The sequence below is a fragment of the Amycolatopsis sp. NPDC101161 genome, from assembly GCF_044768185.1.
Classification (GTDB): domain Bacteria; phylum Actinomycetota; class Actinomycetes; order Mycobacteriales; family Pseudonocardiaceae; genus Amycolatopsis.
In genome coordinates this window covers 19,554-34,462 of the sequence record NZ_JBIWPI010000002.1, presented here as the reverse complement: position 1 = coordinate 34,462, position 14,909 = coordinate 19,554, and the positions used below count along the sequence as shown (strand labels likewise).

The 14,909-nt window shown below is 72.1% G+C and carries 11 protein-coding genes; 6 read left to right on the top strand and 5 right to left on the bottom strand.

Features of this window, described 5'->3' with window-relative positions; translation table 11 throughout:
- The first annotated feature begins 26 nt into the window (after window positions 1–26).
- Window positions 27–1,532 carry an alpha/beta hydrolase gene (locus tag ACIRSS_RS11180; RefSeq protein WP_400893540.1) on the top strand — a complete coding sequence of 502 codons (1,506 nt, stop codon included), beginning with the start codon at window positions 27–29 and terminating at the stop codon, window positions 1,530–1,532.
- Between the two features lie 46 nt (window positions 1,533–1,578).
- Here the strand turns inward: ACIRSS_RS11180 and ACIRSS_RS11175 are convergent, their stop codons facing one another.
- The 3 genes from ACIRSS_RS11175 to ACIRSS_RS11165 form a co-directional block, all read right to left on the bottom strand.
- Window positions 1,579–2,784 (bottom strand): glycosyltransferase, encoded by a 1,206-nt coding sequence (locus ACIRSS_RS11175; protein WP_400893538.1) that lies wholly within the window; start codon window positions 2,782–2,784, stop codon window positions 1,579–1,581.
- An 87-nt stretch (window positions 2,785–2,871) separates the two neighbouring features.
- The gene (locus ACIRSS_RS11170) at window positions 2,872–4,209 is read right to left on the bottom strand and encodes an NAD(P)/FAD-dependent oxidoreductase (protein ID WP_400893537.1); all 1,338 of its coding nucleotides are present in this window, start codon (window positions 4,207–4,209) and stop codon (window positions 2,872–2,874) included.
- Between the two features lie 120 nt (window positions 4,210–4,329).
- Entirely contained in the window at window positions 4,330–4,821 is a 492-nt protein-coding gene (locus ACIRSS_RS11165) for a MarR family winged helix-turn-helix transcriptional regulator (protein WP_400878510.1), read from the bottom strand.
- Between the two features lie 168 nt (window positions 4,822–4,989).
- On the opposite strand from ACIRSS_RS11165, the gene ACIRSS_RS11160 reads away from it, so the two are divergent.
- The 5 genes from ACIRSS_RS11160 (at window position 4,990) to ACIRSS_RS11140 (ending at window position 13,341) form a co-directional block, all read left to right on the top strand.
- Window positions 4,990–5,673 (top strand): hypothetical protein, encoded by a 684-nt coding sequence (locus tag ACIRSS_RS11160; RefSeq protein ID WP_400893535.1) that lies wholly within the window; start codon window positions 4,990–4,992, stop codon window positions 5,671–5,673.
- Between the two features lie 152 nt (window positions 5,674–5,825).
- Window positions 5,826–7,397, top strand: a complete 1,572-nt coding sequence (locus tag ACIRSS_RS11155) for a DNA polymerase Y family protein (protein ID WP_400893533.1) — start codon at window positions 5,826–5,828, stop codon at window positions 7,395–7,397.
- A gap of 123 nt (window positions 7,398–7,520) precedes the next feature.
- Entirely contained in the window at window positions 7,521–7,829 is a 309-nt protein-coding gene (locus ACIRSS_RS11150) for a hypothetical protein (RefSeq protein WP_400893531.1), read from the top strand.
- A gap of 151 nt (window positions 7,830–7,980) precedes the next feature.
- On the top strand, window positions 7,981–11,289 hold the full coding sequence (locus ACIRSS_RS11145) for an error-prone DNA polymerase (protein ID WP_400893529.1): 3,309 nt from the start codon (window positions 7,981–7,983) through the stop codon (window positions 11,287–11,289).
- 81 nt (window positions 11,290–11,370) lie between these two features.
- Complete coding sequence (locus ACIRSS_RS11140) at window positions 11,371–13,341, top strand: cellulose binding domain-containing protein (protein WP_400893527.1); 1,971 nt, start codon at window positions 11,371–11,373, stop codon at window positions 13,339–13,341.
- 35 nt (window positions 13,342–13,376) lie between these two features.
- On the opposite strand, the gene ACIRSS_RS11135 is transcribed toward ACIRSS_RS11140, so the two are convergent.
- Together ACIRSS_RS11135 and ACIRSS_RS11130 are read right to left on the bottom strand one after the other, a co-directional pair.
- Window positions 13,377–14,354, bottom strand: a complete 978-nt coding sequence (locus ACIRSS_RS11135; RefSeq protein WP_400893525.1) for a hypothetical protein — start codon at window positions 14,352–14,354, stop codon at window positions 13,377–13,379.
- 119 nt (window positions 14,355–14,473) lie between these two features.
- Complete coding sequence (locus ACIRSS_RS11130) at window positions 14,474–14,890, bottom strand: MarR family winged helix-turn-helix transcriptional regulator (RefSeq protein WP_400893523.1); 417 nt, start codon at window positions 14,888–14,890, stop codon at window positions 14,474–14,476.
- Window positions 14,891–14,909 lie beyond the last annotated feature (19 nt).

The following is a 14,909-nucleotide window of genomic DNA, read 5'->3' as shown; positions in this document are numbered from 1 at the left end:
TGCGTCGATTTCCTGGGGGAGGCATCGTGCGCGGCATCGTCGTCGCGCTCGGTGTCTCGGTGGCCGTCGTGGCCGGGCCGGCGGTCGCTTCCGCCTCCGTCGACAGCGTTCCCACGCCGAAGCTGAGCTGGACCGGCTGCGAAGACGGCTTCCAGTGCGCCACCGCTTCCGTGCCGCTGGACTACGACCGGCCCGCCGGCGCGAAGATCGACCTCGCGCTCATCAAGCTGCCCGCCACCGATCCCGCGCACAAGATCGGCACGCTGTTCGTCAACTTCGGCGGCCCCGGCGCGTCCGGCCTGCAACGCCTGCGGGAGCGCGGGAAGTGGCCGTGGCTGTTCTCCGACCAGCTGCGCGCGCGGTTCGACGTCGTCTCGTGGGACCCGCGCGGCATCGCGAACAGCACCGCCGTCCGGTGCTTCGACACCGTCGCCGAACAGGAGTCGTTCTTCGGCTCCTTCCCGGAGATGCCCGGCGACGCGAGCGGCAACGCCGCCTTCTACGCCAAGTCCAAGGAGCTCGCCGACCGCTGCGCGGCGAAGGCCGGCCCGATCCTCGAACACGTCTCGACGGCGAACACCGCACGGGACCTCGAACTGCTGCGCCGCGCGGTCGGCGACGCGAAGCTGACCTACCACGGCATTTCCTACGGGACCCAGCTCGGCGCCACCTACGCCAACCTGTTTCCGAACCGCATCCGCGCCATGGTGTTCGACGGCACGATGGACTTCGCGGGCAACTCCACCGGCCACGACGGCGCCGGCAAGACCGTCCCGCTGGACACCCGGCAGGACGTCGCCACCGGCATCTCGCAGACGTTCGACCAGTTCCTGCGCCTGTGCACGGAAGCCGGCCCGAAGTGCGCGTTCTCCTCGGGTGACCCGAAGGCGAAGTGGACGGCCATCACGGCGCGGGCCAAGCAGGCGCCGATCACCGTGGACGGCGAAACCTGGACGTACTCCGGGATCATCAACGCGGCCGCGGACCTGTCGGACTCGCGGGGCTGGCCGGACATCGCGTCCCTGCTGCAGCGCCTGTACGACGTACCCCGCACCGCGGCCGCGTTCAAAGCGGACGAGCCGTACACGTCCAACCGCACCGAGGCGTTCAACGCGATCCAGTGCAGCGACAGCGATGTTCCGACCGACCCGGCGATCTACAGCCGGTACGCCGAATCCGAAGACCGGCGCGTGCCGTACTTCGGCCGGATCGCGGTGCTGGACATGATGAGCTGCGCGTTCTGGCAGGCGAAGGACACCGACCGCTACACGGGCCCGTGGAACCGCCCGACGTCGGCGGAGATCCTGGTGCTGAACAACCGCTACGACCCGTCGACGCCGCTGCCGGGCGCCCGTGACGGAGCCGCGGAGCTGGCCCGCGCCCGGGTGTTCGTCACCGAGGGGTACGGCCACTCGTCGATGTACGTGCCGAGCACCTGCACCGAGCAGGTGAAGCGGGACTACCTGATCTCCGGGGCGTTCCCGGCGGCGGGCAAGACCTGCGCGATCGACGCGAGCCCGTTCGCGGGCTGAGGCCGAAGGGGCGGCACTTTCGTCATTGAAAGTGCCGCCCCGGTGCTCAGCCGGCCAGTTCGACGAGCCGCTTCGCGGCCACCAGCGCGCCGTCGGGTCGGATCTCGCCGCCCACGGCCTTCGCCCGGCTTTCCGCGGCGAGCGCCGTGTCCAGCGCGGCGGACAGGGACTCGACCGTCGGCGCCGGGTCCTGGTGCGCCGCGCCGATGCCCAGCTCGGCCACCCGCGCCGCCCAGTGCGGCTGGTCCGCGATCCGCGGCACGACCAGCTGCGGCGCGCCGGCCCGGGCGGCCGTCGTGGTGGTGCCGGCGCCGCCGTGGTGCACGACGGCGGCGACCCGGCGGAACAGCGCCTGCTGGTTGACCTCGCCGACGGCGAAGCAGTCACCGGCGTCGTCGATCGGAGCCAGGCCCGCCCAGCCGGCGGCCAGCACGATCCGGCGGCCCCGTGCCCGCGCCGCCTCGATGGCGATCCGCGCGATGCCCTCCGGCGCGTACGCGGCCATGCTGCCGAAGCCGACGTACACCGGCGGCTCGCCGTCGTCGAGGAACTCCCCGAGCCCGTCCGGCAGCGGCCGGTCGTCGGGCATGATCCACGCGCCCGTCTGGAAGATGTCCAGGTCGGTCTGGCCTTCCGACGGGCACAGCAGCGGGTCCGCGGCCAGCCACGGCTGATCGGTGAAGACGTAGTCGCGGACGTTGTCCACCGGCGGCAGGCCCAGCTCCGCGCGGTGCCTGCGCACGGCCGGGCCGTACAGGGCGTCGACCCGCTCGGCGTCCTGCCGCCACAGCACCCGGTTGTCGGTCTCGTCCGGCGAGGACGGCGTCCCCGGCCGCGCCCCCGGCGGGAAGTGCCGCGACGGCAGCCCGAGCAGGTGGAAGCACGCGAACACGTACGGCAGGCCCAGGTGGTCCGCCACGTCCCGCGCGCCGGCCGGCATCAGGCCCGTCGCCAGCAGCGCGTCACACCCTTCGGCCGCCGCGGTGAGCGTCTCGAACCGCGCGTCGACCAGCCGCGGCGCGAGCTTGAACGCGTCCTCGGCCGTCGGCGGTTTCGGATTGGCGACGATCGAGTGCACCGTCGGGCCCAGGGGCACCAGCGGTACCCCCGCCCGCGCCAGCAGCCGCCCGAAGTCGTCGTCGGGCGGCGCGCACACCACCGCGTCCGCGCCCAGCTCCCGCAGGGCCACCGCCAGCCCGGCCAGCGGCTCGACGTCCCCTCGTGAGCCCCACGTCGTCAACAGAACACGCATCCGGCATTTCCCCGTTTCCCCTGGTGATCGCTTACGGCGGGCCATTCTGGGTGATCACCCCGCCCTTGCCGCAAGCCCCGGGGTCGGCTATACCTTGAAGGGGGCGGGGAGATCTTCCCCGTCCGGACGCGCCCCGCCGCCGACGAACGCGTCGCGCGGGTGCTGCACCGAAGCCAGCGACAGGATGTCGCGTCCGAACAGCGCCGCCGTCATCCACACCGCGAGCACGCGGACCTTGCGTTCCCAGCTCGGCACGGCCAGGACGTGGTAGCCGCGGTGCAGGAGCCACGCCGGCAGGCCGGTGATCACCAGGCGCCGGTACTGGAAGATGCCGCGGCCGAGGCCGAGCGTCGCGATCGACCCGAGGCTGCGGTGGACGTACGGCTTCGGCTCGCGACCGCGCAAAGTGGCGATGATGTTGCGGGCCAACAGTTTTCCCTGCCGGTAGGCGTGCTGCGCGTTGGGCACCGTGCGCGCGCCCGGGACCGGCGAGGCGAGGTCGGGCACCGCGGCGTCGTCGCCGGCCGCCCAGGCGTCGGTCACGCCTTCGACCCGCAGATCGGGCCGCACGACGACCAGGTCGCGCGCGTCGACCGGGAGGTCGGTGTGCTTGCCGATGACGGGGTTCGCGCCGTTGCCCGCGGTCCAGACGATCAGCTCCGAGTCGAACTCCTCGCCGGTCGAGAGGGTCACGTGCCCGCCGGTCGCCGACGTCACCAGCGTGTCGAGGTGGACGCGCGCGCCCCGCCGTTCCAGTTCGCGCACGACCCAGCGCCCGGGCCGGTCGGTGACCTCGGGCAGGATGCGGCCCGATGCTTCGACGAGGTGGAACGCCAGTTCGTCGCGGCGCAGCTCGGGGTAGCGCTTGAGCAGCGCGGTGGCCAGCGACAGCAGTTCGCCGAAGCCCTCGACGCCCGAGAAGCCGCCGCCGACGAAGGTGACGGTGAGCAGCTTCCGCCGTTGCGGCCCATCGGGGAGCGCGGCGGCGCGGTCGAACGAGGTGAGCAGCCGGTCCCGGATCGCGACCGCCTCTTCGACGTGCTTGAGGCCGATCGCCTCTTCGGCGACGCCGGGCACGGGCAGCTTCCGGGTGACGGCCCCGGCGGTGACGACGACGAGGTCGTAGCCGAGCTCGAAGGCGTCCCCGTCGGCCGGCCGCACGGTCACGACGCGGTGCGCGTGGTCGATGGCGGTGACGGTCCCGGCGAGCACGCGGGTCCGGCGCAGGTGCCGCCGCAGCGACACGGCGGCGTGCCGCGCTTCGACGGCCCCAGCGACGACTTCGGGCAGGAACGGTTGGTAGGTGAGGTAAGGCCGTGGATCGACGAGGGTGACTTCGGCCTCGTTCCGGCGGAGTTTCTTTTCCAGCTTCCAGGCGGCGTAGAACCCGGCGTACCCGCCGCCGACGATCAGGATCCGGCGCATCTCGTCCTCTTTTCTCGCTTCACTGACTGGACGAGGTGGCCGAGGACGGCGTGACAGGGATCCGCGTCACAGCGAACGCCCGGCGCCCACGCGTGGATCGTGCGCCGCGAGGTGTGAGCGTCAGCCCCAGATCGCTTCGGGTGCCGCGGCCGCGGGCGGTTCGCCGCCGGCTTCGGCGAACGCCGTCAGCGCGTCGACGAGCCCCTGCCTGCTCTCCACCGGCATCCGGGCGACGATCTTGGCGATCTCCCGGCGCCGCCGGGTCGTCACCTGCCGGACGATCCGCGCGCCCTCCCGGGTGATGTCCAGCACGATCTCGCGGCGGGACACCGGGCTGTGCTGCCGGTCGACGAGCCCGGCGGCGACCAGCCGGTCGACCATCCGGCTGGCCGTGGACGGCGTGACCCCGAGGTGCTCGGCGAGCGTCGCGTGCTTGAGCGGCCCGCGGGTGTGCAGCACCACGAGGAGCCGGAACTGCGGCAGCGTCAGGCCGTCTTCGGCCGCGGCGATCGACCGGACGGACACCGCCACCAGCAGCCGGGACGCGGTGAGCACGGCGTCGGTCAGCGTGTCGACGCCGGCGGCGTCCATGCCCGGGTTCGTGCGGGTCATGCCGCCAGTGTGCCGGAGCGGACCGTGCCCCGGCGGGGTGACCCCCGGCTTGACAGCGGGCCGCTCGTCTCGCACTATGCGAACAAGTGTTCGATAACTTTCTCCTGGGTGCGCCCGCCTGGTGCGGGTGTCTCCGGTGCGAGTACGTGGTGCTGGAGGTGGGCGGTGGTGGCGGTGCCGGACGCGCTGGCCGGGCTCACGGCGATCCCGGGGGTCGGCACGGCCGCGCAGCTGAGCTCTTCCCCGGTTGCCGATGACGTGCTGGCCGTGCTGCCGCCGTTGGCCGGGTTGCTGCCGGGCGGCGGGTTGAAGCGCGGCAGCACGGTCTCGGTGCGCGGCGCGACATCGCTGGTGCTGGCCCTGCTGGCGGCGGCCACCCGCGAAGGTTCCTGGGCGGCGGTGACGGGCCTGCCCGAGCTGGGCCTGGCCGCGGCGGCGGAACTCGGCGTCGACCTGGAGCGGATCGCGCTGGTGCCGCACCCGGGCGCGGAGCTGACGGGCGTGCTGTCGGCGCTGGTGGACGGGTTCGACCTGGTGGTGCTGGGCCCGGTCGGCGTCCAGCCCCAGCTCGCGCGCCGCCTGGCGGGGCGGGTCCGCAACCGCGGCACGGTGCTGCTGGCGGTGGGCCCGTGGCCGGGGGCGGACGTGGAGCTGAGGGTGTCGGGCCGCCGCTGGCACGGCTTGACCCCGGACGGCCACGGTCATTTGCGTACGCGCGAAGTGGTGGCGACGAGCGTCGGGCGTGGTGCGGCGGTGCGGCCGTCGTCGATGCCGTTGCAGCTGCCGGGGCCGGGTGGGGCGGTCGCGGCGGGCGAGCCCCGGAAGCGGCGGCTGGCCGAGGTGGCCGGGTGAACCGGTTTCCCGCGGTGGTCGCACGATGACCGGCGCGGGTGCCGTGGTTCGCGCGGCCGGCGGGGTGGCTTGCTTTGCGCGCTCGCTGACCGGCGGGCTGTTCTTGTTCGTGCCGGTCTCGTGATGGCGCCGAATCCACCGCAGTTCGCGGGATGAGCGGTTCACCACGGCTGCTGGTGCTGTGGTGCCCGGACTGGCCCGTCGTCGCCGCCGGGGCCGCGGCCGGTACGCCGCCCTTCGCGCCCGCCGCCGTCTTCTCCGCCAACCGCGTCGTCGCCTGCTCCGCGTCCGCTCGCCGCGACGGCGTCGGACGCGGGATGCGCCGGCGCGATGCCCAGTCCCGGTGTCCCGGGCTCGTCGTCCACCAGCACGATCCCGACCGCGACGCCCGCCTCTTCGAACCCGTCGCCGCCGCCGTCGAACGGCAGGCCGTCGGGGTCGAGGTCGTGCGGCCGGGCATCGTCGCCGTCCCGGTCGCCGGCGCCGCCGGGTACTTCGGCGGCGAGGAAGCGCTCGCCGAGCTCCTCATCAACGAGGTCGAAGCGGGCGCCGGCGTCGAATGCCAGGTCGGGATCGCCGACGGCCTCTTCGCCGCGACGCTCGCCGCCCGCCGCGCGGCCCTCGTCCCGGCCGGGGACACGCCCGGGTTCCTCGCGCCCCTCCCGATCGCCGAGCTGAACCAGCCGGGCGACGACCGCGGCGAGCTCGTCGGCCTGCTGCGGCGCCTGGGCCTGCGCACCCTCGGCGCGTTCGCCGCGCTGGCCGAACGCGACGTCGCCGGCCGGTTCCCGAAGGACGCCATCACCGCCCACCGCCTCGCCCGCGGCCTCGCCGAACGCCCGCCGCTGCGCCGCGCCCTCCCGCCGGACCTGGCGGTCACCGAGGAGTTCGACCATCCCCTGAGCCGGGTCGACGAAGCCGCGTTCATCGCGAAGACCCTCGGCGAACGCTTCTTCGCCGGCCTCGCGAACCACGGCCTCGCCTGCACGCGCCTGGCGATCGTCGCGGTCACCGAAGCGGGCGAAGAACGCGTACGCGTCTGGCGCTGCGCCGAGCCCCTGACCGCCCGCGCGACGGCGGACCGCGTGCGCTGGCAGTGCGAAGGCTGGCTCACCGCGCGGGATCGGCCCAGCGCCGGCATCGTCCGGTTGCGCCTCGACCCCGAGGAGGTCGTCGGCGGGCAGGCGCTGCAGCTGCAGCTCGGTTCGCTGGGCCGAGACGCCGACGCGGCCGAACGCGCGGGCCGCGCCCTGGTCCGCATCCAGGGACTCCTCGGCCCCGACGCGGTAGTGACGCCGTTGCTGGACGGCGGCCGCGGCCCGGCCGAGCGCGTCCGCCTGATCCCGTGGGGCGAGCCGCGAAAACCGGCGGTCGAGGACCGCCCGTGGCCGGGCCGCCTCCCGGCACCGTCCCCGGCCCGGGTCCCACCGGAGCCACCACCGGCGAGCGTGCTGGACGCGGTGGGCGACCCGGTCGCGTGCACGGACCGCGGCGAGCTGACGTACCCCCCGGCAACGATCGCGATCGACGGCGGCCCGGTGCGCCGCGTCCTGGGCTCGGCGGGGCCGTGGGTGGTGCACCCGTCGCTGCCCGCGAAGAGGGGGGACCGCCCGCTGGCCCGGATGCAGGTGGTGCTGGAGGGGGAGCACGACGACCTCGCACTGCTGCTGAAGGTCACCGTGGGTAGGGATCCACAGTGGACGGTCGAGGGCGTCTACGATTAGCCGGCTCAATTCAACGGAAAATAACCAAAACATATTTCATCGTCTTTTCCGGGCACGTTTTCAATACGGCCGGCGTGAATCACCGCAACGGGAGTTACGGTTCATGACTTCGAGGAGAGGGGTATGGCCATGGACAGGATTTCCGGAGGTATGTGGACGGTGCTGGGTGGCCTCGCCGCGCTCCTGGTCGTGACGGTGGTGGCCATCCTGGCTTTCAAAGCCGCCGCCGACGTCGTGAGCGTCGTGACCGCGGCCGGTGCGGTGATCGGTACGCTCGTCGGCGCTTTCTTCGGGGTGTCCGCCGGGCAGGCCGGCCGCGCCGAAGCCGAGGCCGCGAAAGACCAGGCGCACCAGGCATTGGTGAGTGCCGCCGTCGCGGCGACTCCCGGCAGCCCGGTGGCGGACGCTCTGCTCGCCGGGGCTCAGGGGTAGTGCTGTCCGGCTGACCGTCCTTTGTGATCGAGGCGACTGCCGAGTTGACACGGCGCCCCACCGGGCTCAGGATCGATCCACAGTAGTCGTACGTGTGTTCGAACAGTAGTCGCTGGCTTCCCCACAGCGAACTCCTTGTGGGGAGCCGATTTTGGCGTTCAACAATCCGAACGTTCCGTGGTCCGAAGTGGAACGGATCGCCTCCGGGCGGCCGCCCGTTCCCGGCGACGGCAACGATGCCCCCGCGTGGTCGCGCAAGCGCGAAGGGTACGGCGGCGCGCCCGACGACCTGCGGAACCGCCGCGCCCGGGACGATGGTGGCGACCGGATCCGCGCCCCCTACGCCGAGCTGCACGTGCACTCCAACTTCAGCTTCCTCGACGGCGCCTCCCACCCCGAGACGCTCGTGGAGGAGGCCGCGCGGCTCGAGCTCGACGCCCTCGTCCTCACCGACCACGACGGCCTCTACGGCGCCGTCCGGTTCAACGACGCCGCGCGGGAGCTCGGCGTGCGGGTCGGGTTCGGGGCCGAGCTCTCCCTCGACCTGCCCGCGCCGCAGGCCGGCGAACCCGATCCGGCCGGTTCGCACCTGCTCGTGATCGCGCGGCAGCAAGCCGGCTACCACCGGCTCTGCAAAGTCATCTCACGCGCGCAGCTCGCCGGCGGCGAAAAGGGCCGGCCCCGCTACGACCTCGACGAGCTCGCCGACGAGCTGGCCGGGCACGTCGTCGTGCTCACCGGGTGCCGCAAGGGGCCGGTGCGCCGGGCGCTCGCCGCCCACGGGCCCGCCGCCGCGCGGGCCGAGCTGGGCCGGCTCGCCGACCGGTTCGGGCGGCGGCACGTCGCCGTCGAGCTGATCGACCACCGGCAGCCCCTCGACGACGCCGCCAACGACCACCTCGCCGCGATGGCCGACGAGCTGCGGCTGCCGACCGTCGTCTCGAACAACGTCCACTACGCCCGCCCCGAGGACGCCGTCGTGGCCGACATGGTCGCCGCCGTCCGGGCGCGACGCTCGGCCGAGGACCTCGAAGCCTGGCGCCCGCCGTCCGGGCAGGCGTTCCTGCGGTCCGGGATGGAACAGCGCCGCCGCTTCGAACGCCGCTACCCGGGCGCGGTCGGGCGCGCCGCCGTCCTCGGCGTCGAAGTCGCGTTCGACCTCAAGCTCGTCGCCCCCGACCTCCCGCCGTTCCCGGTGCCGCCCGGGCACGACGAAATGTCGTTCCTGTGCGAACTGACCTGGCGCGGCGCCGCGAAACGCTACGGGACCCGGGACGACAACCCCGAGGCCTACGCCCAGCTCGACCACGAGCTCGCCATCATCGAAAAGCTCGGTTTCCCGGGCTACTTCCTCGTGGTGTGGGACATCGTCCGGTTCTGCAAGGAGTCGAACATCCTCTGCCAGGGCCGCGGCTCCGCGGCGAACTCCGCGGTCTGCTACGCGCTGGAGATCTGCCACGCCGACCCGGTGAAGTGGAACCTGCTGTTCGAGCGCTTCCTCGCGCCGGAACGGGACGGCCCGCCGGACATCGACATCGACATCGAGTCCGACCGCCGCGAGGAGGCCATCCAGTACGTCTACGAAAAGCACGGCCGGTTCCACGCCGCGCAGGTCGCCAACGTCATCACCTACCGCGCGCCCTCGGCGATCCGCGACGCCGCGAAGGCCCTTGGCCACAGTCCCGGGCAGCAGGACGCCTTCAGCAAGCTCGTCGACCGCTGGAGCCGAACCGGCCAGCAGACCGCCGGCGACATCCCCGAGGAGGTCCTCGACCTGGCCGCCCGGATCGAGGACTTCCCGCGCCACCTCGGCATTCACTCCGGCGGCATGGTCATTTCGAAGCAGCCGGTGTCCGAAGTGGTCCCCGTCGAATGGGCGACGATGGAGGACCGCTCGGTGCTGCAGTGGGACAAGGACGACTGCGCGGCCGTCGGCCTGGTCAAGTTCGACCTGCTCGGCCTCGGCATGCTGTCCGCCCTGCACTACACGCTCGACCTCGTCGCCGAACACCACGGAGCAGAAGTGGACATCGGCAAGCTCGACCTCGCCGACCCGAAGGTCTACGACATGCTCTGCGAAGCCGACGCCGTCGGAGTGTTCCAAGTGGAATCCCGCGCGCAATTGGCGACGCTGCCTCGGTTGCGGCCTCGGGAGTTCTACGACCTCGTCGTCGAAGTCGCGCTGATCCGGCCCGGCCCGATCCAGGGCGGCTCGGTGCACCCGTACATCCGGCGCCGCCGCGGTGACGAGCAGTGGCAGCACGCGCACCCGCTGCTCGCGTCCAGTTTGGACCGGACGCTCGGCGTGCCGCTGTTCCAGGAGCAGGTGATGCAGATGGCGGTCGACGTCGCGAGCTTCACCCCGGCCGAGGCCGACCAGCTCCGGCGCGCCATGGGCGCGAAACGCTCCAGCGCGAAGATGAAGGCGCTGATGGCGCGGTTCTTCGCCGGCTGCGAAGCCAACGGCCTCGACCGCGAACTGGCGACGCGGATCTTCGAGCAGATCCACGCTTTCTCCGGCTACGGCTTTCCGGAGGCGCATTCGATGTCGTTCGCGCTGCTCGTGTACGCGTCCGCGTGGTTCAAGCGCTACTACCCGGCCGCTTTCTGCGCCGGGCTGCTGCGCGCGCAGCCGATGGGGTTCTATTCGCCGCAGTCCCTGGTGGCCGACGCGCGCCGCCACGGCGTCCGCGTCCGCGAACCGGACATCAACGCCAGCCTCGCGCACGCCACGCTCGAACCCGACGCCGAGAGCACCGGCGGCGTCGCGCTCCGCCTCGGCCTCGCCGGGGTCCGGCACCTGGGCGACGCCGTCGCCGGCGAAATCGTCGCCGAACGCGCCGCGAACGGCCCGTACACCGGGGTCGGCGACCTCACCCGCCGCGTCCAGCTGAAGAAGAACGTCGTCGAGGCGCTGGCCACCGCCGGCGCGTTCGGCGGCGACCGGCGCCAGGACCTCTGGGCCGCCGGGGCCGCGGCGGCCACCCGGCCCGGGCACCTGCCCGGCCTGGCCCCGGGCCTCGACGCGCCGGCGCTGCCGGGCATGACGCGGCTGGAGGTCACCGCGGCGGACCTGTGGGCCACCGGCGTGTCCCCGGACAGCCACCCGGTCGAGTACCTGCGCGAGCTGCTGGTCGCGCGCGGCGCGATCACGACGGCCGAGCTCGCGCGGGCCGAGGACGGGACGCGCGTCCGGGTCGGCGGCGCGGTCACCCACCGCCAGCGCCCGGCGACCGCGGGCGGGATCACGTTCCTCAACCTGGAGGACGAGACCGGCATGGCCAACGTCCTCGTCTCCCCGGGGCTCTGGCGCCGGCAGCGCCTGGTCGCCCACACGAGCGCCGCGCTGCTCGTCCGCGGCTACGTCCAGGCGGCGGAAGGGGTCGTCACGCTCGTCGCGGACCGGCTCGAGCCGCTCGACCTGTCGATGCGGCCGGGGCCGTCACGGGACTTCCGTTGACTTCCGGTCCGCGCGCTGGTTCGCTGGTCTGGGAGCGCTTCCAGCCATCCGTTCGTGCCCGACGAGAGGATGGACCCTTCGATGACAGCTCGACGTCTGCGCTGGGCAGCGTGGCCGGTGGCGGCCGTGCTCGTGGCGGCGGTGCCGGCGGCCGCCGCGGCGACGCCGGCCGGAACGACCGTGACCGTCAACGTGAAAGCGGGGCTGGCCACCGTGCCGGACACCGCGGTCGGCGTCAACCACGCCGTGTGGGACAGCCAGCTCGGCACCGATACCGTCGCCGACCTGTTCGGCGCGGCCGGGGTCCGCACGATGCGGTACCCGGGTGGCTCCTACGGCGACATCTACCACTGGAAGGACAACACCGCGCCCGGCGGTTACGTGGCGCCGGGCACGGACTTCGACACGTTCATGGGCGGCGTCCGGCGGGCGGGTGCCCAGCCGATCGTCATCGCCAACTACGGCACCGGGACGCCGGCGGAGGCCGCGGACTGGGTGCGCTACGCGAACGTCACGAAGGACTACGGCGTCAAGTACTGGGAGATCGGCAACGAGCTGTACGGCAACGGCCACTACGGCGCGAACTGGGAGGCCGACAACCACGAGGACAAGGGCCCGGCCGCCTACGCCGCGGGCGTCGTGGCCTACGCCGACGCGATGAAGGCCGTCGATCCCACGGTGAAGATCGGTGTGGTGCTGACGACGCCGGCGAACTGGCCGGACGGTATCGTCGCGGCGGGCGACACCGGGACGTGGAACCAGACGGTACTTTCGATCGCCGGTCCGCACGTCGACTTCGCCGTGCTGCACTGGTACCCGAGCGGCTCGACGGCGGAGGAAGCGCTTTCCCGTACCGAGCAGGTGGACGACATGCTCTACCTGGCACGCGAGCAGATCACGCGGTACGCGGGCAAGCCGCTCGGCATCGCGCTCACCGAGACGAACACGCCGGTGGGCATGGACACCCAGCCGGGCGCGTTGTTCGCGGCCGAGACGTACGCGTCCATGCTGGAGAACGGCGTGTTCACCGTGGACTGGTGGGACACGCACAACGGCGGGACCAAACTGTCCACAGTGGCCGGCTATCCGGACTACGGCGACTCCGGCCTGCTGTCGAGTGCGACCTGTTTGGACGGTGGTTGCGAGCCGGCGTTGAACACGCCGTTCGCGCCGTACTACGGGTTGCAGATGCTGAGCGCGTTCGCGCGCCCGGGTGACCAGTTCGTCCGCGCCGCCGCGGACGACCCGCTGGTCGACGCGCACGCGGCCCGCCGGCCGAACGGGGACGTGGCGGTCCTGCTGGTGAACAAGGACCCCGCGGCGGCACGGGTGGCTCACTTCGACTACGCGCCGTCGTCGGTGGCCGAGGTGTACACGTTCACGAACGGCGCGTCGTCGATCACCCGATCGTCCACATGGGACGGAACACTGCCGCCGTATTCCCTGACGACCGTGGTGCTGCACGCGGCTGTCTCGCCGTTGCCCGCCCCCGGTCAGCCGACCGCGACGACGACCGACACGACGGCGACGATCAGCTGGCCGGCGTCGGCGCCGGGCGTGAAGTACGAGGTGTACCGGCAGCTGGGGGCGGTCAGCGAGGAGTGGGGCGAGACGACGGGGACGTCGCTGCCGGTCAGGAACTTGGCCCCGGGAACGCGCTACACGGTGAACGTGCTGGCCCGCGACGCGGCGGGGAAGGTGTCGTGGGCATCGCCACCGCTGACGCTGACGACGGGCGCGCCGGCGTCGAGCAGCTGCACGGTCCGGTTGACGGACGTGAACGACTGGGCAAGCGGTTTCGTGGGCGGCATCCACGTGTCATCGACGGCGGTGACGGGTGACTGGGCGTTGACGTTCACCTGGCCGACGGCGCGCCAGCGGGTGACGAGCGGCTGGAACGGAACGTGGGGCCAGGAGGGAGCGGCGGTGAAGGTGACGTCGTCGGCGGCGTTGTCTTCGGGCGTGGATGTGGGGTTCGTGGCGGACTACGGCGGGCCGAACATCCTGCCGACGGCGTTCAGGCTGAACGGAACCCTCTGCTCGGTGGCGTGACGGTGACGCGGGTGGCAGGTTCGGTCTGCCACCCGCTAGCCGGCGGCGGCCAGGCAACCAGGATCTGTCGGCATCCTGATGGCGCCTGCGGCCCACTCGGCGAGACGGGCGGCGAGACGGTCGGAGAGTTCGCTGAGGTAGCCGTCCGAGTTGTCCGACGGGTAGCCGGCCGCTCTTTCGAGCTGTTCGAACTTGACCATGACACCGGCATGGGCGAATTCTCTGCTCTTGCAGCGTTGCAGTGCGGGAAGCAGAGCATGGATGAGCTTGCCGACGCACGCCTTGACCTTGCTCTCGGGATCCCTCCAGACGCCGTGGAGGCGAACCGCGATCGCCCTCAACGCTGCTTCGTCCGCCGGTTTGCGGGGGCACGTGGTCATGTCGACCAATGCCTCGACGAGCAGGAGCTTGGTGCGTTTGGCGAATTCCGGTCGCCAGACCCCGTCGATGACGGCAGGCCAGTGCAGGGACTGCGTGGAGGTCAGCCTGGTCGCGTTGCGGCACAGTAGTTCGGCGGCCATCAATTGGGCGGTGCGACACTCCGAGGAGAGCGCGCCGTTGATCACCAGGATCGCGATCTCGTTGGCCACCTGGCACCGGTCGTTGTCGTGGCGGGTGCCGTCGTCGGTCACTTGAACGGACCACAAGTCGACGAGCAGCGAAACAGCCAGTTCTGCTTGGTTGAGGTTGGTCAAAGTCACGAGGCCGGACGCCAACGCAGCAGGGCTGTTCGCAACGCCGTTGGCTGATGCGATCAGCTGGCCCGCCCGCATCGCCGCGTCGAGTTCGAAGTGGCGTTTCTCGTCCTCCGCGTCATGGGCGAGGCGCGTCTCGGTTTGTTCGTGCTGCCGGGAGAGCTTGTCCTGGGCTTGACGTTGCACGGAGGCGCTGATGATTGCCGCCGCGTAGGTCACCAGCACTCCGAGAAAGGCGAGTACGGCGGCGATGAGCTGGTCGGACATGTTCTGGCCCAGTAGGAGTACCAGACCGCCCACGAGCAGGCCGAACGCCACACCTGGGCTGCTCCTTGTGAGCAGCCATCGGGTGTCCCCTTTGGTCGAGATGAGCTTGTCAGACTTCGCGTCCACGTTGGGGGAGTCGCCGGTGCTGGGCGAAACGTGACACGTGCCAGTCAGTCGGAGTTCGCCAGGTGGGCCAGGGCCGACCGCAGCACCCGCCGCTCCTGGGCGCTCAACCCCGCCAGCTTGCGCTCCTCCAGCACCCGGATCGCCTCCCGGACCGCCGCGTGCCGTCTCGCGCCCGCTTCCGTCAAGCGGACCACTCGCGCGCGGCGGTCGGCCGGGTCCGGGGCTCGGCTCACCAGTCCTGCCGCTTCCAACCCGTCCAGCAGCGCGATCAACCGCGTCTTGTCGTAGTGGATCTGCTGGGCCAGTACCAGCTGGCTCGGCGCCGCCCCGGGGGAGAGGGCCGACAGGACCACGTACTGCCACATCGTGAGCCCGTGCGACTCCAGCACCGGGCGCTCGGCCTCGGCCAGCGCGCGGCCCGCTCCGGCGCACAACGCCCCGAGATCGTCGTCCTCGTTCACCCGCCGGATTTTACGCGTC

Excerpts from the sequence above, each read along its gene's own strand:
- ACIRSS_RS11175 (WP_400893538.1), bottom strand. The coding sequence starts at position 2,784 with ATGCGTGTTCTGTTGACGACGTGGGGCTCACGAGGGGACGTCGAGCCG.
- ACIRSS_RS11170 (WP_400893537.1), bottom strand. The coding sequence starts at position 4,209 with ATGCGCCGGATCCTGATCGTCGGCGGCGGGTACGCCGGGTTCTACGCC.
- ACIRSS_RS11165 (WP_400878510.1), bottom strand. The coding sequence starts at position 4,821 with ATGACCCGCACGAACCCGGGCATGGACGCCGCCGGCGTCGACACGCTG.
- ACIRSS_RS11155 (WP_400893533.1), top strand. The coding sequence starts at position 5,826 with ATGAGCGGTTCACCACGGCTGCTGGTGCTGTGGTGCCCGGACTGGCCC.
- ACIRSS_RS11150 (WP_400893531.1), top strand. The coding sequence starts at position 7,521 with ATGGCCATGGACAGGATTTCCGGAGGTATGTGGACGGTGCTGGGTGGC.
- ACIRSS_RS11140 (WP_400893527.1), top strand. The coding sequence starts at position 11,371 with ATGACAGCTCGACGTCTGCGCTGGGCAGCGTGGCCGGTGGCGGCCGTG.